This is a genomic window from Pseudomonas sp. GM48 (genome assembly GCF_000282335.1).
In the GTDB taxonomy this organism is placed as follows: domain Bacteria; phylum Pseudomonadota; class Gammaproteobacteria; order Pseudomonadales; family Pseudomonadaceae; genus Aquipseudomonas.
In genome coordinates, this window is the sequence record NZ_AKJM01000187.1 from 1 (window position 1) to 21818 (window position 21818).

Annotated in this window: 18 protein-coding genes; 7 read left to right on the top strand and 11 right to left on the bottom strand. The window is 58.4% G+C overall.

Going from position 1 to position 21818, the window contains the following annotated elements; genetic code table 11:
- Together PMI28_RS00875 and PMI28_RS00870 are read right to left on the bottom strand one after the other, a co-directional pair.
- The coding region (locus PMI28_RS00875; protein WP_007992735.1) for an antibiotic biosynthesis monooxygenase family protein at positions 1-196 on the bottom strand (196 nt) is incomplete at its 3' end.
- Positions 193-900, bottom strand: coding sequence for a CTP synthase C-terminal region-related (seleno)protein (locus PMI28_RS00870; RefSeq protein ID WP_007992737.1), 708 nt, complete (start codon positions 898-900; stop codon positions 193-195). The genes PMI28_RS00875 and PMI28_RS00870, both read right to left, overlap by 4 nt.
- 14 nt (positions 901-914) lie before the next feature.
- Here PMI28_RS00870 and PMI28_RS00865 point away from each other — a divergent pair, with 14 nt between their 5' ends.
- Complete coding sequence (locus PMI28_RS00865) at positions 915-1856, top strand: LysR family transcriptional regulator (protein WP_007992738.1); 942 nt, start codon at positions 915-917, stop codon at positions 1854-1856.
- Positions 1857-1862: 6 nt separating this feature from the next.
- Here PMI28_RS00865 and PMI28_RS00860 read toward each other — a convergent pair whose 3' ends face one another.
- Together PMI28_RS00860 and PMI28_RS00855 are read right to left on the bottom strand one after the other, a co-directional pair.
- A complete protein-coding gene (locus tag PMI28_RS00860) occupies positions 1863-2396 on the bottom strand; it encodes a DUF1003 domain-containing protein (RefSeq protein WP_007992741.1) in 534 nt (177 codons plus the stop codon).
- A 125-nt stretch (positions 2397-2521) separates the two neighbouring features.
- A complete protein-coding gene (locus PMI28_RS00855; protein ID WP_007992742.1) occupies positions 2522-3133 on the bottom strand; it encodes a TetR/AcrR family transcriptional regulator in 612 nt (203 codons plus the stop codon).
- 216 nt (positions 3134-3349) lie between these two features.
- Here PMI28_RS00855 and PMI28_RS00850 point away from each other — a divergent pair, with 216 nt between their 5' ends.
- Positions 3350-4408, top strand: a complete 1059-nt coding sequence (locus PMI28_RS00850) for an MBL fold metallo-hydrolase (RefSeq protein ID WP_007992745.1) — start codon at positions 3350-3352, stop codon at positions 4406-4408.
- Positions 4409-4538: 130 nt separating this feature from the next.
- Positions 4539-6062, top strand: coding sequence for an amidase family protein (locus tag PMI28_RS00845; RefSeq protein WP_007992747.1), 1524 nt, complete (start codon positions 4539-4541; stop codon positions 6060-6062).
- Positions 6063-6161: 99 nt separating this feature from the next.
- On the opposite strand, the gene PMI28_RS00840 is transcribed toward PMI28_RS00845, so the two are convergent.
- Both PMI28_RS00840 and PMI28_RS00835 read right to left on the bottom strand, forming a co-directional pair.
- Complete coding sequence (locus tag PMI28_RS00840) at positions 6162-6479, bottom strand: helix-turn-helix transcriptional regulator (RefSeq protein ID WP_007992749.1); 318 nt, start codon at positions 6477-6479, stop codon at positions 6162-6164.
- A 119-nt stretch (positions 6480-6598) separates the two neighbouring features.
- Complete coding sequence (locus PMI28_RS00835) at positions 6599-7564, bottom strand: hypothetical protein (protein ID WP_007992751.1); 966 nt, start codon at positions 7562-7564, stop codon at positions 6599-6601.
- Between the two features lie 263 nt (positions 7565-7827).
- Here PMI28_RS00835 and PMI28_RS00830 point away from each other — a divergent pair, with 263 nt between their 5' ends.
- Together PMI28_RS00830 and PMI28_RS00825 are read left to right on the top strand one after the other, a co-directional pair.
- Positions 7828-9594, top strand: coding sequence for a SulP family inorganic anion transporter (locus PMI28_RS00830; protein ID WP_007992752.1), 1767 nt, complete (start codon positions 7828-7830; stop codon positions 9592-9594).
- Positions 9595-9767: 173 nt separating this feature from the next.
- Positions 9768-13271, top strand: coding sequence for an alkaline phosphatase family protein (locus PMI28_RS00825; protein ID WP_007992753.1), 3504 nt, complete (start codon positions 9768-9770; stop codon positions 13269-13271).
- Between the two features lie 306 nt (positions 13272-13577).
- Here PMI28_RS00825 and PMI28_RS0129055 read toward each other — a convergent pair whose 3' ends face one another.
- The 5 genes from PMI28_RS0129055 to PMI28_RS00805 all read right to left on the bottom strand — a co-directional run bounded on the left by PMI28_RS0129055 (position 13578) and on the right by PMI28_RS00805 (position 17834).
- Positions 13578-14291, bottom strand: coding sequence for an HNH endonuclease (locus PMI28_RS0129055; RefSeq protein ID WP_033063637.1), 714 nt, complete (start codon positions 14289-14291; stop codon positions 13578-13580).
- Between the two features lie 116 nt (positions 14292-14407).
- The gene (locus tag PMI28_RS00820) at positions 14408-14971 is read right to left on the bottom strand and encodes a BRO-N domain-containing protein (protein ID WP_007992758.1); all 564 of its coding nucleotides are present in this window, start codon (positions 14969-14971) and stop codon (positions 14408-14410) included.
- 359 nt (positions 14972-15330) lie between these two features.
- Positions 15331-16578 carry a ribonucleotide-diphosphate reductase subunit beta gene (locus PMI28_RS00815; RefSeq protein WP_007992761.1) on the bottom strand — a complete coding sequence of 416 codons (1248 nt, stop codon included), beginning with the start codon at positions 16576-16578 and terminating at the stop codon, positions 15331-15333.
- Positions 16579-17104: 526 nt separating this feature from the next.
- Positions 17105-17380 carry a hypothetical protein gene (locus PMI28_RS00810; RefSeq protein ID WP_007992762.1) on the bottom strand — a complete coding sequence of 92 codons (276 nt, stop codon included), beginning with the start codon at positions 17378-17380 and terminating at the stop codon, positions 17105-17107.
- Between the two features lie 190 nt (positions 17381-17570).
- Positions 17571-17834, bottom strand: coding sequence for a DUF2790 domain-containing protein (locus tag PMI28_RS00805; RefSeq protein ID WP_007992763.1), 264 nt, complete (start codon positions 17832-17834; stop codon positions 17571-17573).
- Between the two features lie 474 nt (positions 17835-18308).
- On the opposite strand from PMI28_RS00805, the gene acs reads away from it, so the two are divergent.
- Both acs and PMI28_RS00795 read left to right on the top strand, forming a co-directional pair.
- On the top strand, positions 18309-20264 hold the full coding sequence (gene acs, locus PMI28_RS00800) for an acetate--CoA ligase (RefSeq protein WP_007992764.1): 1956 nt from the start codon (positions 18309-18311) through the stop codon (positions 20262-20264).
- A 701-nt stretch (positions 20265-20965) separates the two neighbouring features.
- On the top strand, positions 20966-21742 hold the full coding sequence (locus PMI28_RS00795) for an ABC transporter substrate-binding protein (protein WP_007992765.1): 777 nt from the start codon (positions 20966-20968) through the stop codon (positions 21740-21742).
- Positions 21743-21818 lie beyond the last annotated feature (76 nt).

The window sequence follows — 21818 nt, forward strand, 5'->3', positions numbered from 1 at the left end:
CCTCACTGGCCCAGTACGACACCGTAATCCCAAGCCCATCATCGCCCCGCGCCGATTCCACCCCGAGAAACCCCGGCTGTTCACGGGCCAGTTCCAGCATCTGTGCGGCCGCTTCGGCGTAACCCATATCGCCCTCGGTGCGCACCGAGGTGAAGATCACCGCGTAGTAAGGCGCCGCAGGCGTATCGGCGATCATGACGAGCGCCCCGCACAGGCTTTGACAAATGCGCTGACCAACGGCGGCAAGACGCCCTTGAGCGCTGCTCGTTCGGGCTGGAACAAGGTCGCGGCAAAGAACGGATGGCCACTGAGTTCGACCGCGCGCAGTCCTTGTTCCGAATCGTGGCCGACGGCGTGAAGTTCCCGCTTGAGCAGCTCCCTCTCGAATTGCGGATTCACACCATAACGACAGCGATAGCCTTCACGTATCTCGGACGTTTCATACGCCTCGGCGATCAACGAACCCTCAAGCAAATGAATCGTATCGACCGCTTCCACCAGCGCGCACGACAGTGGCGTCAGCAGCGCCCGCGTTGCATCGGGCACCGTCTCGCCGTGTTCGGCATCCGACCAGCCCAGCACATTGCGCGCATATTCCAGCACCGCGTGTTGAAAACCACCGCAGGTGCCGAGGAAAGGTCGCTGTTGTTCGCGGGCAAAGCGAATCGCCAACAATGCACCGTCCATGTTGCGATACGGGCTGGCCGGTACACACCAGAAACCATCGAATGTGTGCAGGGGTGTCTCGGCGTGGATTTCATCGGTGGCCAGCCACTGCCATTGCAGGTTCAGGCCAGCGTGTCCGGCGATCATTTCGAGGGCGATGGGAATGGCCTGGTGGGCGGTGACTTGTGGGTCGTAGTCGCCGATCAGGGCGATGCGAATCTGACGGTTTTCCATGAGGGCCTCTGCACTTGTTGATTCCTGGTGGCCACTATAGATTGGCGTTCACGCACTCAATATTGGCGTTTTCCCAAGTGATCAATGCAGCCATGCAATACCGACTGGATTACGCGGACCTGGCCCTGATCCTCGCCCTGGTGCGCGGCGGCTCCCTGGCCCGGGCCGCACAACTGCAGAAGGTGGACGTCTCGACGGTGTTTCGAGCAGTGCGCCGGCTGGAGGCTGCACTGGGTCAGCAATTGTTCGAAAAAAGCCGCGCCGGGTACCTGCCTACCACCCTCGCGCAGTCGCTGGCTGAACAGGCCGAGCGCGCTGAGCAGGCGCTGGAGGCGGCGCGCATCGGTGTGGAGCAGGGCGGTGAAGTGGTCAGCGGCATCGTGCGCCTGACCTGTACCGATTCGGTCCTGCAAGAATTACTGTTGCCGGCGCTGGCGCAGTTCATGCCGAACTATCCGGCGCTGACGCTCGAGCTCAGCACGTCCAATGATTTTGCCAACCTCAGCCGTCGGGACGCCGATATCGCCCTGCGCCTGACCCGCACGCCACCGGAGCATTTGGTGGGACGACGCCTGGCGGATATTTCCTACCGCGTGTGTGCCAGCGAGCGATATCTGCAATCGGTCAATACTACTGACCTGGCCTCATTGACCTGGATCGCCCCGGATGACTTCCTGCCGGATCACCCGACCGTTACCTGGCGTCGCCAGGCCTTGCCGGGCGTAACGCCGGGCTATCGCTGCAACAGCATGCTTTCGGTGACCGAGCTGGTGAGGGCGGGGCTGGGTGTAGCGGCGTTGCCGGACTTTTTGATTGGCGACGGATTACGGCCGCTGGGCGAGCCGTTGCACGGATACGACACCGCGCTGTGGCTGCTGACCCGTCCCGACTGCCGCGCCTTGCGCTCGGTGGTCACGTTGTTCGATGAGTTGGGGCGGGCGCTGAAACTGCCGTGAAAGCGCTCAGGCCTGTGGCTCATCCTTGCGCACGAAATGTTGATGCATTTCCGTGGTCAGGTTTTCGATGTGCTCGGTGAGGGCCTTGGTCATCTCCGTGAGGCGGGTGTTCTGTTCAAGCAGCTCCAGCAGTTGTGCGCTGTTTTTCGCGGCTTCCGCTTGACGCTCACTGTTGGCGGTCGCCAGCGCTTCGCGGTGCTGCGCATCGGCATCGGATTGGGCTTTGTCCCGTGCGGCCTGGCGAGTCTGGGCTAACAGAATCAAAGGCGCGGCATAGGCCGATTGCAGGCTGAAAGCCAGGTTGAGCAGGATGAACGGGTACGCATCGAAGTGGGTGACACCGGACAGGTTGAGGCACACCCAGGCGACGACTATCAGCGTTTGTGCGCCGAGAAACGTCGGTGTTCCGAAGAACCGCGCAAAGGCTTCGGCGCGCAGGGCAAACTTGTCATTGCCAAACGTCGGCGCCAAGTGGGCGTGAGGGCGATGGAAACGCAGGTGATCGACGGGGGCGGTGGTTTCGGTGGGCGTGGTGGTCATGGTGTTCTCTGCATGGCGCTGGGACTGGGGCTCACTATAGCCCCGGCGCCAGTTTCATTCTGAAACACATTGCGGTGTTTGATTCAGAGAGACCAAACCTTCGATAGCACGGCTGACATTGTCATTTATTGCAACTGGTAGCAGGCCAGAAACATGTCCAGCGCGGATTCAGCCACCCGGTGTTGTTCATCGGGTGGCAAGCCCGGCTTGCCCATGGAAATCTGCGGCCAGAATGCAAAAGACTTGAGCAGGCCATGGATCTGTTGAGCAGCGAATTCGGGAGCCACGGCCTTCAATCGGCCATCCGCTTGAGCGGCCCGAATCCACACCGTCAGCCCCTCTTCGCGCTCGCCCATGCGGGCCACCATATCCTGCGCCCGCTCCGGGGAATGAATCGTCGCCGCTATCGCCACCCGTGCCAGGTCGAGAAAATTGTCATCGCCCAAAATTTGCAACTTGGCCATCAGCAACTCGCGCAATTGGTCGCGCAAAGGCAAGTCGGGACGGTAGGACGTTTCCTGTTCTGCCGTCACCCGGATCCATAGTTGATTGAGGATTTCGGCGAACAACTCTTCCTTGCTGGGGAAGTGGTTGTACACCGTGCGCTTCGACACGCCGGCAGTGGCAGCAATCTTGTCCATGCTGGTGATTTCGAAACCGTTGTCACGGAATTCGTTGATCGCGGCTTGAATGATCGCTTGGCGTTTTCGGTCGGTGAGGCGCTGTGGAGCTGTCATAAGTACGCTTCGGCAGGAAGAAGGGGAGAATTACACTCAGCAGTTTACTTGTCATCGACTTTGATGCAACCTAGAAACTACACTGTGCAGTGTAATGTTTTGTTAATCCTGCCCAGTAAAAAATAGAAAGTCCGGCTGATGCGTGCGTGCCTTGGCCATTTATCGTCCCACCGTGAGAAGCCGAAATGTTTACGGTTTCTCTGGAGCTATCCAGTTATGGCCAATTCAAGTTCCCCAACGGATAACGCCTCTACGCCTGAAGCTTCTCGTCAGGTCGAGGGAGCCTACCGAAATCATGCGCCTGTGAAGCGCGAAGGCTTTCGCAAGACGCTACGGATCCTGTGGAATATGATCTTCCACAAACCGCGTGACACGCGCCCGAGCGCGCCCGTCCCGGTGCAGGCCCTGACTCAAGCCGCGCTGATCGCAGCGCCCAACCACAGTGTTTATCGCCTGGGCCACTCCACGGTGTTGCTCAAGCTGCGCGACAAGTTCTGGATCACCGACCCGGTCTTCGCCGAGCGAGCCTCCCCGGTGCAATGGGCCGGCCCCAAGCGTTTCCACCAGCCACCGATCAGCCTGGAACAATTGCCACCGATTGAAGCGGTGATCCTGTCCCACGACCACTACGACCACCTGGATCATCAGGCGGTGCTGAAGCTCGCGGACAAGACCAAATACTTCCTTACACCACTTGGCGTAGGCGATACCCTGATCAAGTGGGGCATCGACGCCAGCAAAGTCCGCCAACTGGATTGGTGGCAAGGCACGGAAGTCGATGGCATCCGGTTCATCGCCACCCCATCGCAGCACTTTTCCGGCCGTGGCCTGTTCGACAGCAACAGCACCCTCTGGGCCTCGTGGGTGATGATCGACGGCGATACACGCATCTTCTTCAGCGGCGACAGCGGCTACTTCGACGGTTTCAAACGCATCGGCGAACAGTACGGCCCATTCGATCTGACCCTGATGGAAACCGGTGCCTACAACGTCGACTGGCCGCACGTGCACATGCAACCCGAACAAACCCTGCAAGCCCACATCGACCTCAAGGGCCGCTGGCTGTTGCCGATCCACAACGGCACGTTCGACCTGTCGATGCACGCCTGGTACGAGCCTTTCGATCGCATCCTGGCCCTGGCCTGGGAGCGCAGTGTTTCAATTACCACGCCGCAGATGGGCGAGGCGTTCAACTTGATGCATCCGCAGCGTGGTGGTGCGTGGTGGTTGGCGGTTGAACAACAGGTGTATCAGGATCAACAGAGCGTTGGGTGAGGCGGCTACAGATCGCGACGAACTTTCGTGCAAGAGCTGGTGACCTGAGATGACGGAAAATTCCGACTGATTCTTTAGGCTGAAAAGCGGGTGAAATCATTCACTCGAAATCAGTCAGAAGGATTTTTACATGGAAGTAACGTTAAACAGCTGCATGACGCGGCTGGCCAGGATTGTCCTGTTATCGATGGCCACCAGCGCAGCCTATGCGCAGACCCCGGCGGTTGAAACCAGGCTGGAATACCTGAGTGTCGATGAACTCAACCAGCGGATGGATCGCGGTCAGTTGAATTCCGTAACGCTGGTTCGGCACTTGTTGCAACGGATCGAAAGGCTGGACAAGCAAGGCCCGGCGATCAACGCAATCATCGAGCTGAACCCTGATGCATTGGAGATTGCCAAGTCCCTGGATCGGGAGCGCAAAAACGGGCACGTCCGCGGACCGCTGCATGGCATTCCGGTGCTGCTCAAAGACAACATCGATACCTCCGATTCGATGCAGACCAGCGCCGGATCGTTGGCCCTGGTCGGGCAACCTGCTGCGCAGGATGCCTTTATCGTGCAGCGCCTAAGGGGCGCCGGAGCGGTCATTCTCGGAAAAACCAACCTCAGCGAGTGGGCCAACTTTCGCGATCCGGCCATTCCCGATGGCTGGAGCGGCCGAGGCGGACAAACCAGAAATCCCCATCTGCTTAGCGCAACACCCTGCGGCTCAAGTTCGGGCTCGGGCGCAGCGGTCGCGGCGGGGTTCGCTCCGCTGACGGTTGGGACTGAGACGATCGGTTCGATTATCTGTCCTGCGTCACTCAATGGTGTGGTCGGCCTCAAACCGACGGTGGGTTTACTCAGCCGCAGTGGCATTGTTCCCGTGACGCACAAACTCGATACGCCAGGGCCGATGGTTCGCAGCGTTCGCGACGCTGCATTATTGCTGAACGCCATGGCCGGCAATGATCCAGCTGACCCGATCAACAAACCGTCAGGCGTCAATACAACGGACTACACGGCTCTACTGCGTCCTGATGCATTGGCGGGGCGCCGTATCGGTTTCCCGTTGAAGTTCGACAATAGCGCTGAGGGGGTTGAAAGTGATCCGCAGTTTTCCAGGGCTCTGGAGGTCATGCAGGCTGCCGGCGCAATTCTGATCCCCGTGGAACTCACTGATCCGTTATCGGAGCAGGTAGATGAGGCGCTATGGATGGGTATCAAGCGTGACTTGCCGAGGTATCTGGCGACCCGAACCGCAATGGCTGCCCCCACACTGGAAGCTATCGTGCGTTTTAACAAGGACACGCCTGGCAACCCGGATTACGGACAAAGCATCCTGAGCGCGGTCAACACCATCGATTTCGACGAGCGCACGTACAACAAGCTGTGGCGGAAAATCCAGCACGAAAACGCCGCTGTCATCGACGGCTTACTGAACACCCATCAACTCGACGCCTTGGTGCTCGACGTCGGCTCCCCCGGTTTGAACGTCATTGCGCTAGCAGGCTACCCCGGCATCATGATGCCGTCAGGAGTGGACGCTGACGGCGTTCCGACCTCAGTGTTTTTCTACGGTGCCCCTTGGAGTGAGGCCAGACTTCTGGCGATGGCTTACAGCTATGAACAAGCCTCACATGCGCGTCAGGCACCTGCATTCAAACCATAGAAATGCACTAAGCAAAAACCACCTCAAGCCGGCTCGCCTTTCGTGATCGGGGGGCCGGTTTGACGACGATTTGCACGTGGCCTACGAAATTTTCGGCGCTCACTCCACCATCGTAAAATCCGCCCGCCCCACCGGATTCGGCGTCGACCCTTTCACATTCATTCCGCGACCCGGTGCAAACCCCGGGAAGAACACCAACCCTTCCGATTCGAACCGATAGGCCAACGCCAAACGAGTGACATCCAGCACCTCACGCTTCGCCTCGAAACGCTGAATGGCATCAACCGAAACCCCGGCTTCCCGGGACAACTCATCCACACTCCAGCCCAGCATCGCTCGGGCCTGGGCGCAGTGGGCCGGGGTGAATTGGAAGAGGGCGATACGTTCCAGGGTGATTTTCATCGCTTGAGAGGCCATGGTGTTCTCCGGGCTCGAGAGTGTTGGTCAAAATATACTGTGTTTTTGTACAGTTGTTTTGAGCCCGGATCAAACTCATTTTTTGATTTGTCTTTTCAGACAGACGAACGGCGCAGCGTTTATTTGTCCGCCAACCCCGGCGCCTCCCGCACAATAAAGTGATCCAGATTCTCAATGCTGGCGCTGAACACCCCGAACGTCTGCTCGGGGTTTTTCTTGCTCGGTACCTGCTTCAGCTCGGGCGTTACGCCATAAAAGAAGCAATACAACTCCCGCCCACTCTCGATGGCATGTTTGATCTCTTCGAGGAACGCCTTGCGCTTGCGGTAGCTGTCGATCAGCTTCTTGCTCAGGTAAACATTGACCGAGTACGGCTTTTTCTCGAACCAGACCTTTTTCTCGAAGTCGATGCGAAAGCTCTGGGTGTAGTCCTTGATCTCCTTGATCTTGCCCCAGTAGATCAGCCCCTTGTTGTCTTGCAGGTATTCGATCTTCTTGAAGAACGAGGCGTAAGGCGCGGTGTGCTCGCCAATCTTCAGCTGCACGCGCTTGAGCAAATCCTTGTCGTCGAAGTTTGAAACAAAGCATTCCACCGGGTGGGCAAAGATGCTGGTCTTGTCCGGTGCAGATTCCCTGCCCGGTTGCTCGACATTGTCTGCCACCGACGGCGTTAGCGACTCATCACGCACCCCATCCGCCGCGACCTTCGGACTGGACGGCTTACGCACATACTCACGCCGAGTCAGTAACAATTCCGACGGGAAATTTTCCTCGCGACTGTCATCCGTTTCCGCCTCATCCACACCCGACGCCGGCGTCTTCAAGCTGACATAAGGGCAGCCCTCGACATGCCGCGTACTCGGCAGGTTCTTGAAGTGCGGCGTACGCACGTAATTCACATTCTTGGCGTTGAACGTGCCCAGCTCATTGGTCGCATCGAACGCCAGGCGACAGGCATCGTTGGGGCACTGGAAGTGTTCCCTGGCGGAGTCGAAATCCATCGTCTCGTCGAAATTCAGATCCCGCACGTCGTAGATCGACAACTTGTCGTTGAGGCTGAGGCAGTAGGCGAGGTCGAATTTCATGTCGGCTTCCAAATCCTTTAGATGAACAGCTTCCAGTGATGACGCATTCGAAGCAATAGCTACACTGAGATCACTTCGATATCGCCAAGCCTGCACAGCCCATCAACGAGGGAATGCTCAACTGTAGGAGCGAGCTTGCTCGCGATGGTCGTTAACGATGCAGCGTGTTTACTGACTAAACGCGGCGCTCTTGAGTACATCGCGAGCAAGCTCGCTCCTACAAAATTTTTAAATGAACAGCATTACATCAAAGAGGGCGGTTTATGAGCCATTCAGATGCTTCGCCCCCCCTCCCGGAGCCGGGCCGGATAGCCCGCCGGGATGAACAGACCGGTTGGCGCCGCTGGCTACCGGGGCTGGGCGTGCTGCGCGAATACCAATTGGCATGGTTGCGTTACGACATCGTGGCCGGCCTGGTGTTGACCACGATGCTGGTGCCCGTCGGTATCGCCTATGCGGTGGCATCGGGGGTGCCCGGCATTTATGGCCTCTACGCGACGATCGTTCCGCTATTGTTCTATGCCTTGTTTGGCCCCAGCCGAATTCTGGTGATGGGGCCGGATTCCTCCCTGGTGGCTGTCATCCTTGCTGTCATCATTCCACTCTCCGGCGGTAACCCGCAGCGTGCCGTCGCCCTGGCGGGGATGATGGCGATCGTGTCGGGCGCGGTGTGTATCCTGGCCGGTATGGCGCGCCTGGGTTTTATTACCGAGCTTCTGTCCAAGCCGATCCGCTATGGCTACATGAACGGCATCGCACTGACCGTATTGATCAGCCAATTGCCCAAGCTGTTCGGTTTTTCGATTGAGTCCGCCGGTCCATTGAGAAACCTGTGGGCCATCGCCTCAGCGCTGATGGAGGGAAAAGCCAACTGGACCGCCTTCATGGTCGGCGCGCTCACCCTGGCGGTGATCCTGCTACTCAAAAGATGGCCGCGACTGCCGGGCATCCTGATCGCTGTGGTAGGCGCGACGGTCGCCGTGGGTGTATTCGATCTTGCGGCACGCGCCGGTGTGTCGGTCCTCGGTTCGCTCCCCCAAGGCTTGCCCGGGTTCGCCATCCCCTGGATCACCACCGCCGATATCGTCCCGGTTTTGATTGGTGGTTGCGCCGTCGCACTCGTTTCGTTCGCCGACACCAGCGTGCTGTCGCGGGTCTATGCGGCGCGGACCCGAACCTACGTCAACCCGAATCAGGAAATGGTCGGCCTCGGCATCGCCAACCTGGCGGCCGGTTTTTTCCAGGGCTTCCCAATCAGCAGCAGTTCGTCACGGACGCCCGTGGCCGAGGCCGCCGGAGCCAAGACCCAAATGACCGGCGTCGTCGGCGCATTAGCGGTTGCCTTGTTGCTGGTGATGGCGCCGGACCTGCTGCAACATTTGCCGTCCAGCGCACTGGCGGCAGTCGTGATTGCATCGGCCATTGGCCTGATCGAGGTCGCCGACCTGCGCCGGATCTATCGCATCCAGCGCTGGGAATGCTGGCTATCGATTGTCTGCACCGTCGGCGTGGCCGTGTTCGGCGCGATCGAGGGCATCGGCCTGGCCATCGTGATCGCGATCATTGAATTTCTCTGGGATGCCTGGCGCCCGTATTCCGCGGTATTGGGGCGCGCTGACGGGGTCAAGGGCTACCACGACATCAAACGCTATCCCGACGCGCGCCTGGTACCCGGTCTGGTCCTGTTTCGCTGGGACGCACCGTTGTTTTTCGCCAACGCCGAGTTGTTCCATGACCGAGTGCTGGACGCCGTGGCGGCGTCGCCCACGCCCGTGCGCTGGCTGGTGGTCGCCGCAGAGCCGGTCACCAGCGTCGATGTGACCTCTGCCGACATGCTCGCCGAACTGGACGACACCCTGCACGCGGCGGGTATCGAGTTGTGCATTGCCGAGATGAAAGACCCGGTCAAGGACAAGCTCAAGCGGTTCGGGTTGTTTGCGCGGCTGGGTGAAACGGCGTTTTTCCCTACGGTCGGGACGGCTGTGGATAGTTATGTCGCGAAATATTCGGTGGATTGGGTGAAAGGATAGATGCTCCCGCCATTGGACAGGCCCCCATCGCCTGACTAGCGTTGTCTGGCCGATCGAATCGCCGCATGCCTCATGGGCAACTGCCAGGCCAAGCGGACTCTCCAGCCGTCCAAGCCTTGATTGCGGTGAAACCCGAGAGGTCGAAATCGAGACTTCACAGCAAGGAGCGCACCATGCCGAACAACTGGCCCGCCGGGATTGAGCACGTTGTCGTGTTGATGATGGAAAACCGGTCATTCGATCATTTGCTGGGGGATTACACCCGTATCAACCCGGCGTGTGACGGTATCAACCGTAACGCGCCCAGCACCAATCCATTGAAGCTGGCCAATGGCAATTCGACGGTGATCACCCAGGCGTCGGAGTTCCCGGAAAACTACAGCCTGTGGGCGCCGCCGCCCCCTCTGCCTCCGGCGCTACCACCGAGCAACAGTGAGGGGTTCGACCTTGGCCATGAGTTCGTCAACGTAGAGAAGCAACTGGGCGTCTCGTTCAAGACCAGCCCGGCCAACCCCAAGCTCGATGGTTTTGCCCAGGATGCCTACGACAAGGCCCGCACAGACCTGAAGGTGTACAAAACCTGGTCGCAATCCATGGCCCAACGGGCGATGAATTACATTCCGTTCGGCGCCACACCAGCGGGCGATACGTTGCCGGCAATCCAGGGACTGGCGCGCAATTTCACCGTGTGTGATCGCTGGTTTTCCTCGGTGCCAGGTCCAACCTGGCCGAACCGTTTTTTTGCCATGCTCGGCAGTTGCAATGGCCACTTGCTGATGCCCTCGACCGGCACGGTACTGGCCGGCATCAAAAGCCTGATCGCACAGTTCGGCGGCGAGAGTATTTTTTCGCTGCTGCGCAACAACGGCCACGACGCGCGCATTTATTCCGACGGTGCGGTTCCGCTGGCGGCGCTGGTCAAGGGTGGTTTGCAGCACCTGAGCATCGAGGACTTCAAGTCGGACGTCGCCGGTAACAAACTCCCCGAACTGTCCTGGATCGAGCCGAGCTATGGCCTGCTCAACGGCAAACTCGGGCCAAACGTGTCGCATCATCCACCGGAGGACCTGCGCTTTGGCGATCAGTTTGTCGGTGAGGTGTTCAACGCCTTGTCGGCCAATACCGCGGTCTGGAATAAAACCTTGTTCGTGCTGCTGTACGACGAACATGGCGGTTTCCATGACCACGTGGTGCCGCCGACTTGCGTGGCGACCGGTTCAACGGTCGATGTGCCCTGGAAAAATCCCTTCACCCGTCTCGGCGTTCGTGTTCCGGCGATCCTCGCTTCGCCGTGGCTCAAGCCAGGCTTGATTCCCTGGACGGGCAACGTCCAGGCGCAGCATTACGATCACACCAGCCTGCTGGCCTTTCTGTGCGATCACTTCAAATTGCCACGCAGTGCCCTCGGCCCACGGGTAATCGCGGCGCAGCACTTCGGCAATGCGCCTATCTGGCGCACTGCACCGGGCTTAACGGCTACGCCGACATTGGCGGCCACCGTGGTGCCAAGTCGTGCTGGCTTGCCATTGATCGAGTCCGAACTGGCGACCCAAAGTCGGCAGGTGGTGGACAGTGCCACCGGTTACCTCGACGGCCTCGATCCAGAGCAAATCTGGAAGAACAGCGCCCAATGGGTCAGCGGTTTTCTCGGCAATCGCAGCCGTGCCTTGGCTGATCCGGCTCAGGCCGCGCTGACGCCCGCCGCACCCAGTGCGGACAGCCTGGAGGCGAAACTGCGGCGCCTGCAGGATTTGATGGTCACTGCCCAAGGGCAAGCCGTTCGCCCGGTTGCGGTGCCTGCCAGCAAAGCCTTGGCAGAACCGGGAGCGGAAGTTGCGCCAGCGCGGCTGCGCGTCCTGTGCCTGCCCGGTGTCAGTTTCACGTCGGCCGACAAAGGGCAGGGCGGCATTGATACAAACTGGCAGGAGCAATGGCGCACATTGATCCGCAATCAACTGGCACAGAACGGTCGCCTCATTGACGACCAGGACATCGACTTCCTGTGCTTCGATGAGCAACTCAAGGAAGGGCCGGACTTCGCCCAGATCACCCGAGGCCTGGCGATGCTGAGGGCCGACGCCGGGGGCAAGGCCGACGAGAATTTCGGCAGTTGGGGCCTGCCGGTCAATCAGATGCTGCGCACCACGGTGGGCGCCATCGTGCAATGGATCGAAGACGCCGATTTGCGCACTGAGTTGACTCAACATCTGCTGACGAAGATCGAGGCATTCAATCCACAGATCATCTTCGCCCAAGGCCTGGGCAGCCTGATCGGCTACGACGCCTTGCGCCGGTCGGTGGCGAAAAAAGGTTCGGCACTCAAGCGTATCGATGGCCGCGTGTTCGTCAGCTTCGGTTCACCGATCGCACTGCCGCTGGTGATGCGCGAAGTGTGGGGCGGACGGGTCCTGCGCCTGAGCGAAAACGGCCGAGGCATCCGCCGTTGGTTCCACCTCTACAACCCCAACGACGGCTTGCTGACCCGACCAATCACCTCGCCGGATTCGGCGCGGGTCGACCTGCAAACCGAATTCAGCGTGCCGCTGCGCGATGACCTGCTCGACCTCAATCACGCCGCCCAGGCCTACTTGTCGTCACCCACCAGCCAGACCAGCCTCTGGCCACAACTGGCCCGCGACGTGGTGGCCGCACGCGCACTGGAAGTGCCGGCGTTCCTGTCCCGCAGCGGCCAACGCAAACGCCGCGCCCTGGTGGTCGGCATCAACGATTACCCCGACCCGAGCGCACGCCTCGACGGCTGCATTAACGACACCTACCTGATCAGCCGCATGCTCCAGGAAAGCGGCTACGACGCTGGCGACATCCGCTTGCTGCACGACGCCCGAGCAACCCGGGCCAACTTCGTCGAGCGCCTCGAATGGCTGGTGGAAGGCGCCCGCGCCGGTGACGAGCGCGTGTTGTTCTACTCCGGCCACGGCACCCAGTTGCCGGTCTACAGCAGCAGCGGCGAAGCCGACTGCATGGACGAAACCCTGGTGCTCCACGACTTCGACTGGGACGACGAAAGCACCCACTTCACCGACAAACTGTTCCGCCAGTTCTACAGCCACCTGCCATTCGACCCGGACGGCCACGGCGCCAAACTCACCGTCATGTTCGACTGCTGCTACGCCGGCGGCATGACCCGCAGCAACGGCCGCGTGCGCGGCATCACCCCACCCAGCGACATCCGCCACCGCATGCTGCGCTGGGACCCCTACGCCGGCGACTGGGACCGCCGCGTCTACGCCGTCGACGCCGACCGCCGCGACTTCAGCGAACAAGACAACAAAACCCGCGGCCTCACCCGCACCCGCACCACCCAAGGCGCCGCCACGGGCCTTCGCCCCGAGAAAAAAGCCCAACTGCTGCGCCAAGGCAAACTCTACGGCCACCATGGGCCCTACATGCCCCTGATGCTCTACGCCGCGAGAGAAAACGAAAAGGCCAACGAATATGAGGTGGGTTCGAACAGCTACGGCGCCTTCACTTATGCCCTGGTCGAACAACTGCGCAAATTGCATCAAGAGGATGCGACGTTGGGGTTTGATCAGTTGATAGAACGGGTGGGGAGTGTGCTGAGCGCCAGGTCATTGGGGCAGACACCGGAGATTGTCGGGCCGAGCGGGGTGAGGGCGGCGGTGTGCCCGTGGCGGATTAGTGGGTTAGGGAAATGATGCTTTAGCGTTATCACAACCAAAGAAAAGGGCCGCAAGAAAATCCAGCGGCCCTGATAACACCAACATTCCCAAGCCAGCCGCAGACCCCCTGTGGGAGCGAGCTCGCTCGCGATTCGCAAGATCAACACAACAACCAAGCCAGCGACCAACCATGTGGCGAGGGGGCTTGCCCCCGTTGGGCTGCGAAGCAGCCCCAAAATCCGTAACTCGCGGAGTATCAGACAAACCGAATTCTGCGAATTGACGACTGCTGCGCAGCCGAGCGGGGGCAAGCCCCCTCGCCACGGGTTCTGTTTTGCTCGGTTATTCGGGTTTCAGCCGTTTCACCTTTGTATAAAGCGAAGCGGTGAACTCCTCCCGATCACTCGAATGGTGACAACGTCGATGACAGTTCGGGCACAGCGCTACAGCATTGCTCGGACGGTCTGAGCCTTCCTGTGCCAAATGCTTAACGTGATGAACCTCAAGAAACGGCCTGCCCGACTTTTCAAACGGAGCAGGGTTGCCACAGCCTTCGCATTTACCTTCAGCCTGTTGGCGGACCCACGCTCTCACTTCCGGATCGCGAACATACGACTTTCCGCTGGACTGAGTTTGCTCTGGTTTCTCAATCCCCTTCGGCTCGACTTTAATCGGTTGTCGCTCAAGCTTTGCAGCTCGCTGCTCCAGCGTGGCCTCGTCGGCTGTCGGGACGAAGTCTTCGGGAGATACAGGGCCAGGAGCATTTAGTGCTTCTCGAATGCTCTTCGCAACATTAGCGCCGACATTTTTAGCGGGCTTGTAGCCCTCAATGCGTTCACGTCCGAGTTCAACTAACACGGTCGAAATGTTCTGCATCCGAAACTCAACCGAACCTTTGGTCCGACCAGCCAAAGCACCTTCGCGCAGGACACGATTTTCATGGGCCTTGTTGATCGCCTGACCGTTCTGCTCGCGAGAAAGCATGCTGAGATAGGCATCGACCGCAGCCTGAATCTCTACCTCACTCCAATCGCCGTTGCTCTTTTCCGTATCCATACAATCGCCGAGGGTTAAATACCCTCGGACGATACTGAGTGGCCACTACGACTGTCTACGAAAATTCCTACACAAAGAAGAGAAGGTTCTTGCGGTTGGTCCTACAAGCACGTTACCTAACCCATCGAATGCTTCGACGACTGAAACACCCGCGCAACCTTACGCCACCAAGGTTTAACCACCGGCGTCCGCCGTTGCGTGTGATCGAGCAACAGATAAGGCATGTCCCGAAGCCGAATCCAACCTTCATCCTGCCAGTGCAGCAGGCTCAGCGACATCTCCGGCCAATCCAGCAAACTCAGCATCGGCCGATCTGAATTGTCTGACTGCTCCGCATCACGTAAGGCCGGCACCACTTGATGAGTGATCCACTCACGCAGCAATCGATTTCCTGGTGCGTAGTGATAGACCAGCAGCGCATAGACACCGGACTCACTGAGCATCAACTGCTTTTCCGGTTGCCGGTAATACTCAATCCACACCGTTTGGTGCTGGTCTTTGTCTAGCTTGTTGACGATGCGTTCACTCAGATGGAATCCCATCAAGCGGCCGATATCGCGGGAACAGAACCATGGTTGGTTTTCCAGGAGGAGGGCATGGAGAGAGAGGTTGTGGCGGGTGAAGATTGTTGGATTGAAAGGATCAGGTGTGACTGATCGGTGTTGTGTTCCTGCAGGCATATCCATTCCCCCTACGTGTGAAATTGATGAGGGCCGAACCCGACGTAGAGGATCTAAGAAATCCCAACAAGCTGTTCCTTTCAGACACAGGATTACGCATATTTAGCTGAAAACAGCATGCGGTCTGTGTAGCGAAGTTAGCTTCTACGTTGGGCGTTTCTTAGGCACCTACGGTAGAGCTTAGAGTCGCTTTGAATGGTCATCAATGCGGAAGGAGCTGGAATTTCCGTAGGAGTTTTAGCGATTACTGAAGATGCGAGTAAGAGTTTTCCTACCCCATAAAAAAGCCCCGATCAGATCGGGGCTTTTTGGTATTCGATTTGTCGATTCAAGTCGCCAAATCGCGGCTAGCTTGGGAATCAATCCCAGCTAAGCGCACCACCAGTTTGGTACTCAATAACCCGAGTCTCAAAGAAATTCTTCTCTTTCTTCAAGTCCATAATCTCGCTCATCCAAGGGAACGGGTTAGTCGTCCCTGGATACTCTTCTTTCAAACCAATCTGGCTCAAACGACGGTTAGCGATGAACTTCAGATAGTCCTCCATCATCGCCGCGTTCATGCCCAATACCCCACGAGGCATGGTGTCACGAGCGTATTCAATCTCCAGCTGAGTACCCTGCAGAATCATCTGCGAAGCTTCTTCCTTCATCTCGGCATCCCACAAGTGCGGGTTTTCGATTTTGATCTGGTTGATCACGTCGATGCCGAAGTTCAGGTGCATGGATTCGTCGCGCAGGATGTATTGGAACTGCTCGGCGACGCCGGTCATTTTGTTGCGGCGGCCCATGGAGAGGATCTGGGTGAAGCCGCAGTAGAAGAAGATGCCTTCCAGGACGCAGTAGTAGGCGATCAGGTTGCGCAGCAGCTCTTTGTCGGTTTCGACGGTGCCGGTTTCGAACTTCGGATCGGAGATCGAACGGGTGTATTTCAGGCCCCAGGTGGCTTTTTTCGCGACCGACGGGATCTCGTGGTACATGTTGAAGATTTCGCCTTCATCCATGGCCAGCGATTCGATGCAGTACTGGTAGGCGTGGGTGTGGATCGCCTCTTCGAAGGCCTGGCGCAGGATGTACTGGCGGCATTCCGGGTTGGTGATCAGGCGGTACACGGCCAGGACCAGGTTGTTGGCAACCAGGGAGTCGGCGGTGGAGAAGAAGCCGAGGTTGCGCATCACGATGCGGCGCTCGTCGTCGGTCAGGCCTTCCGGGTTTTTCCAGAGGGCGATGTCGGCGGTCATGTTGACTTCTTGCGGCATCCAGTGGTTTGCGCAGCCGTCCAGGTATTTCTGCCAGGCCCAGTCGTACTTGAATGGCACGAGTTGGTTGAGGTCGGCGCGGCAGTTGATCATGCGCTTTTCGTCAACGGCGACACGGGCGGAGGCGCCTTCGAGTTCGGCGAGGCCTTCGGCGACGTCGAGGGAGTCCAGGGCAGCTTTGGCGCGGGCAACGGCGGCGGAGTCAGACGCGGTCACGGCACGGGCTTCCAGGGCGGCGGCACCGCCAGCGCTGTCGAGACGGTCCATGTTGGCTTCAGTGGCGTGGCCAGCGTTGGCGCTCTTGACTGCTACTTCCGTGTCTTCTTTGTCGAATTCGTCCCAGCTCAGCATGACGTGTCGTCTCCTGCGTGAGGGCCAGTGTGCCCGTGTGAAAATGAATAGGTCGGTTTTTCACACGGCCTTACTGGCCGCGTTGGATCTAAAGGAATCGTTTTTTGCAGCAGCTATACGCAGGCATCAAACAGAATTTTGTACGGGGTTCCGAGAGCCACTGATGGGCGCAACAAGCGGTGAACGCTTGTGCGGGGCTTCAGACTGGCTTTCATCCCTGTAAGGGAATATTGCAGGCCCGTTTAAGGCCGCATTATAGGGAAGTTTTGCGTGCTGTGGTGCGGCGAAATGGCTCACGGATCGGTCGACGGCGACCGTTTTTCGGTCAGAGTGAGGGTTTACAGGGCTTTGAACGATGTTGGCGGGGGAAGATTTTTTTTTCTGAATTTTTGCCCTGGATTATTTTTGTTCAAGAAATAACCAAAAAAGGCTTTTTTCACTACATCTTGTGTTTCGGTGGGGTTTTCTCAGGCTCCAGACACAACTAAGCCCGACCGAAGCCGGGCTATGAAGTCACGCTGGCGGATCAGCTCAGGCGAGCTGCACCGACGTGATCAGTGCCATCGGCGGCGAGGCGGGCGGCACCGGTGCGATCAGAGCCGTCGGACGCGAGTTTACCTGCGCCAATGTGGTCTGTGCCATCGGCTGCAAAGGACGCTGAGCCGGTATGGTCGTAACCGTCGGAAGCGACAGCTGCTTCGCTGGTGTAAGCGGCAGAGCCAGTACGGTCGTAACCATCGGCAGCGAAGGTGTTGGCAGCCAGGACGGAGAGGGTCAGGGCGAGGATCAGTTGGGTTTTCATGGTCATTACTCCAGTTTCGTAGGCGTTGTTTGTCTTGGGTTGCATTTGATTCTACGCCTGCTAATTCGATTAAAAAGCGCAAATAAATGCTTAAAGGCATCGATTAAATCGATCATTAAGGTTCGGCGCTTCATCTGCCTGATCGCGGCGGGTAGGTCGAACCTTTTTGGGGGAGGGGTGAAGCAGGGAGTCAGCCGTTAGAGCAACCGTTGCCCATCGCGCTGTAACGCAGGATATGCCGTTGACCGTTGGAATCTTCGTATTCCATTTTCATCGGCACAACTTCACAAACATTCGGTGCTTCGCTCATGGAGATCACTTTGGCGATGTCCAGATTCATTGAGTAAGTGTATTCCTCAACGGGCGGTTGTTGCTGTGCGACATCAGTCGGGACCTCGCTTGCCATGGCGGTTACGCACACGCTGCTGAGGGCCAGAACTAATAAAGCTTTCATTTGAATTTTACCTTTCTAAGGTCGAGAGGGGTCACGCAATCCTTTTGAGATTGCGTGTGGAACTTCAGTACCAGGGTGTTTGATTAACTGCCTTCGTGGGGGCTGCAACTTGGTTAATCAGATTGCCTTGTTGGCGTGGCAGATTTTAGGCGTCGACGCTTCGTCCATATAGCCGTGGTTTTGATAAACACTTTTGGCAGATCCTGTAACAATCCCTGAGTAGCCGCTTCTTTTGTAGGAGCGAGCTTGCTCGCGATGAGCCAGATAGCACTGCGGGGTGTCAGATTGGGCGCGTTATCGTTGACGACCATCGCGAGCGAGCTCGCTCCTACAGGTGCCGCGGTGGTAGTGGGTTTGACGGTTTTTCACGACATTTTGTAGGGGCTTGTTACTACCATCGTCGAATGGTTCTATAGGCCCGGCCCGGCTAAAACGGGGTCATACAAAAACAACTATTCCACCGAGGTAAGAAAGATGAGTGCGGCTTCCCTGTATCCCGTTCGTCCCGAGGTTTTGGCTAACACGCTGACCGACGAGGCGACCTACAAGGCCATGTACCAGCAGTCGGTCGTCAACCCGGACGGCTTCTGGCGCGAGCAAGCCAAGCGCCTCGACTGGATCAAGCCTTTCACCACGGTGAAGCAGACTTCCTTCGACGATCACCATGTCGACATCAAATGGTTCGCTGACGGCACCCTGAACGTTTCCTACAACTGCCTCGACCGTCATCTGGCCGAGCGCGGCGACCAGGTCGCGATCATCTGGGAAGGCGATGACCCTGCCGAAAGCCGCAACATCACTTACCGTGAACTGCACGAGCAAGTCTGCAAGTTCGCCAACGCCCTGCGTGGTCAGGACGTGCACCGCGGCGACGTGGTGACTATCTATATGCCGATGATCCCCGAAGCCGTGGTCGCCATGCTGGCCTGTACCCGGATCGGCGCGATTCACTCGGTGGTGTTCGGCGGTTTCTCGCCGGAAGCCCTGGCCGGTCGCATCATCGACTGCCGCTCGAAAGTGGTGATCACCGCCGACGAAGGCATTCGTGCCGGCAAGAAGATCCCGCTCAAGGCCAACGTCGACGACGCGCTGACCAACCCGGAAACCAGCAGCATCCAGAAAGTCATCGTGTGCAAGCGCACCGGTGGCGACATCAAGTGGAACCAGCATCGCGACATCTGGTTTGAAGACCTGATGAAAGTGGCCGGCACCGTTTGCGCGCCGAAAGAGATGGGGGCTGAAGAAGCGCTGTTCATCCTTTACACCTCGGGTTCCACCGGCAAGCCGAAGGGCGTGCAGCACACCACTGGCGGTTACCTGCTGTACGCTGCCATGACCCACGAGCGCGTATTCGACTACCGTCCGGGTGAAATCTACTGGTGCACCGCCGACGTCGGCTGGGTCACCGGCCACAGTTACATCGTCTACGGCCCGCTGGCCAACGGCGCGACCACGCTGCTGTTCGAAGGCGTGCCGAACTATCCGGACATCACCCGGGTGGCGAAGATCGTCGACAAGCACAAGGTCAACATCCTCTACACCGCACCGACCGCGATCCGCGCCATGATGGCCTCGGGCACCGCGGCTGTTGAAGGCGCTGACGGCAGCAGCCTGCGCCTGCTCGGTTCGGTGGGTGAGCCGATCAACCCGGAAGCCTGGGACTGGTACTACAAGAATGTCGGCAAGTCCCGTTGCCCGATCGTCGACACCTGGTGGCAGACCGAAACCGGCGGCAACATGATGAGCCCGCTGCCGGGCGCTCATGCCCTCAAGCCGGGTTCGGCGGCGCGTCCGTTCTTTGGCGTGGTGCCGGCACTGGTGGATAACCTGGGCAACATTATCGAAGGCGAGGCCGAGGGCAACCTGGTGATTCTCGATTCGTGGCCAGGCCAGGCGCGTACGCTGTTTGGCGACCATGACCGCTTTGTCGACACTTACTTCAAGACTTTCCGTGGCATGTACTTCACCGGTGACGGCGCGCGTCGTGACGCCGATGGTTACTACTGGATCACCGGTCGCGTTGACGACGTGCTCAACGTTTCCGGCCACCGCATGGGTACTGCCGAGATCGAAAGCGCGATGGTCGCGCACCCGAAAGTCGCCGAAGCCGCGGTGGTCGGTGTGCCGCACGACATCAAGGGGCAGGGCATTTATGTCTACGTCACCCTTAAAAACGGTGAAGAGCCGAACGAACAACTGCGCCTGGAGCTGAAAAACTGGGTGCGTAAGGAGATCGGTCCGATTGCTTCGCCGGATGTGATCCAGTGGGCACCGGGGCTGCCGAAAACCCGTTCGGGCAAGATCATGCGGCGGATTCTGCGCAAGATTGCGACGGCTGAGTACGATGGGTTGGGGGATATTTCCACCCTGGCCGACCCGAGTGTGGTGCAGCATTTGATTGATACGCACAAGACCATGAACGTCGCGTAAGCGGCGGTTGTGAGTCACTGAAAGTCCTGTCAGGTGTTGAGCCTGGCAGGGCTTTTTTGTGCCTGAGGTTTTTGTGTTGGTTGGGCTGGCCTCTTCGCGAGCAAGCCCGCTCCCACAGGGATTTGCGGCGTATGTGCGATCTGAATCACACCACAAAAACCTGTGGGAGCGGGCTTGCTCGCGAAGGCGGCCTGTCAGACGCCATATAAACAACGGCCAATAAATATCGGCTTCAGCCGTCGGACCATTCCTACTGTTACCCGCGATCTTTCAGGTTACTGAATGTGTAACCGCTCGCGCCGATTCGGGGTGATGGGAAACGCAAAGTGCCGTGTCAGCGCCTGTTAGCCACCCTTCAGAAATAAGAAGCAACGCTGCGCTTGCCGGATTAGAAGGGTTTGCCAATAATAGGCCCGCAATTTGCAATAGAGATCGGTTCAATGTCTTTTGCTCTTGCATGAATTTGCAGGGCTGTCAACGTGCTAAAACGGCTTTCTCGGTGCTTCTGTAATTAGTTGTCGCATTGAAGAAATATCGGCTTCGGGCCTGTCGTTAGAATGCCGATCACTCGCTCGTCGTTGCCCGTGTTGAATTTAAACACCGGCTTCCCAGGACGCAGCACTGCTTTGCGGTTCAACTCACTCGCATATTGGGCTGTTGCTCACTCTGCCGTTTTTGCCCATTACCGATGGAGTCCCAAGATGAAGAAACTCGTGCTGCTTGGCGCCCTGGCACTGTCCGTGCTGTCCCTGCCAACCTTCGCCGATGAAAAGCCTCTGAAAATCGGTATCGAGGCGGCTTACCCTCCGTTCGCGTCGAAAGCTCCGGACGGCAGCATCGTTGGTTTCGACTACGACATCGGCAACGCGCTGTGCGAAGAGATGAAGGTCAAGTGCGTGTGGGTCGAGCAAGAGTTCGACGGCCTGATCCCGGCCCTCAAGGTGCGCAAGATCGACGCGATCCTGTCGTCCATGTCGATCACTGAAGACCGCAAGAAGTCCGTGGACTTCACCAACAAGTACTACAACACCCCGGCTCGCCTGGTCATGAAGGCCGGCACTCAGGTCAGCGACGGCCTGACCGAGCTCAAGGGCAAGAACATTGGCGTGCAGCGTGGTTCGATCCACGAGCGTTTCGCCCGTGAAGTCCTGGCCCCGCTGGGTGCCGAGATCAAGCCTTACGGTTCGCAGAACGAAATTTACCTCGACGTGGCCGCCGGCCGCCTCGACGGCACCGTGGCAGACGCTACGCTGCTGGATGACGGCTTCCTGAAAACCGACGCCGGTAAAGGTTTCGCGTTCGTCGGCCCTGCGTTCACCGACGTCAAATACTTCGGCGACGGCGTAGGTATCGCGGTTCGCAAGGGCGACTCGGCTGAGTTGGGCAAGCTCAACGCCGCCATCGCCGCCATTCGCGAGAACGGCAAGTACAAGCAAATCCAGGACAAGTACTTCGCCTTCGATATCTACGGCAAGTAATACGTCCCGGCGACAAGTCCGAAATGGCGCAAGCAACAGGATCTCTGAGGTTTGCGCCATTTTTTCATCCCAACTT

Coding starts and splice junctions, on each gene's coding strand:
- PMI28_RS00825 (WP_007992753.1), top strand. CDS start 9,768: ATGCCGAACAACTGGCCCGCCGGGATTGAGCACGTTGTCGTGTTGATG.
- PMI28_RS00840 (WP_007992749.1), bottom strand. CDS start 6,479: ATGGCCTCTCAAGCGATGAAAATCACCCTGGAACGTATCGCCCTCTTC.
- PMI28_RS00830 (WP_007992752.1), top strand. CDS start 7,828: ATGAGCCATTCAGATGCTTCGCCCCCCCTCCCGGAGCCGGGCCGGATA.
- PMI28_RS00820 (WP_007992758.1), bottom strand. CDS start 14,971: ATGCCTGCAGGAACACAACACCGATCAGTCACACCTGATCCTTTCAAT.
- PMI28_RS00810 (WP_007992762.1), bottom strand. CDS start 17,380: ATGAAAACCCAACTGATCCTCGCCCTGACCCTCTCCGTCCTGGCTGCC.
- PMI28_RS00845 (WP_007992747.1), top strand. CDS start 4,539: ATGGAAGTAACGTTAAACAGCTGCATGACGCGGCTGGCCAGGATTGTC.
- PMI28_RS00870 (WP_007992737.1), bottom strand. CDS start 900: ATGGAAAACCGTCAGATTCGCATCGCCCTGATCGGCGACTACGACCCA.
- PMI28_RS0129055 (WP_033063637.1), bottom strand. CDS start 14,291: ATGGATACGGAAAAGAGCAACGGCGATTGGAGTGAGGTAGAGATTCAG.
- PMI28_RS00795 (WP_007992765.1), top strand. CDS start 20,966: ATGAAGAAACTCGTGCTGCTTGGCGCCCTGGCACTGTCCGTGCTGTCC.
- PMI28_RS00835 (WP_007992751.1), bottom strand. CDS start 7,564: ATGAAATTCGACCTCGCCTACTGCCTCAGCCTCAACGACAAGTTGTCG.
- acs (WP_007992764.1), top strand. CDS start 18,309: ATGAGTGCGGCTTCCCTGTATCCCGTTCGTCCCGAGGTTTTGGCTAAC.
- PMI28_RS00815 (WP_007992761.1), bottom strand. CDS start 16,578: ATGCTGAGCTGGGACGAATTCGACAAAGAAGACACGGAAGTAGCAGTC.
- PMI28_RS00805 (WP_007992763.1), bottom strand. CDS start 17,834: ATGAAAGCTTTATTAGTTCTGGCCCTCAGCAGCGTGTGCGTAACCGCC.
- PMI28_RS00855 (WP_007992742.1), bottom strand. CDS start 3,133: ATGACAGCTCCACAGCGCCTCACCGACCGAAAACGCCAAGCGATCATT.
- PMI28_RS00860 (WP_007992741.1), bottom strand. CDS start 2,396: ATGACCACCACGCCCACCGAAACCACCGCCCCCGTCGATCACCTGCGT.
- PMI28_RS00850 (WP_007992745.1), top strand. CDS start 3,350: ATGGCCAATTCAAGTTCCCCAACGGATAACGCCTCTACGCCTGAAGCT.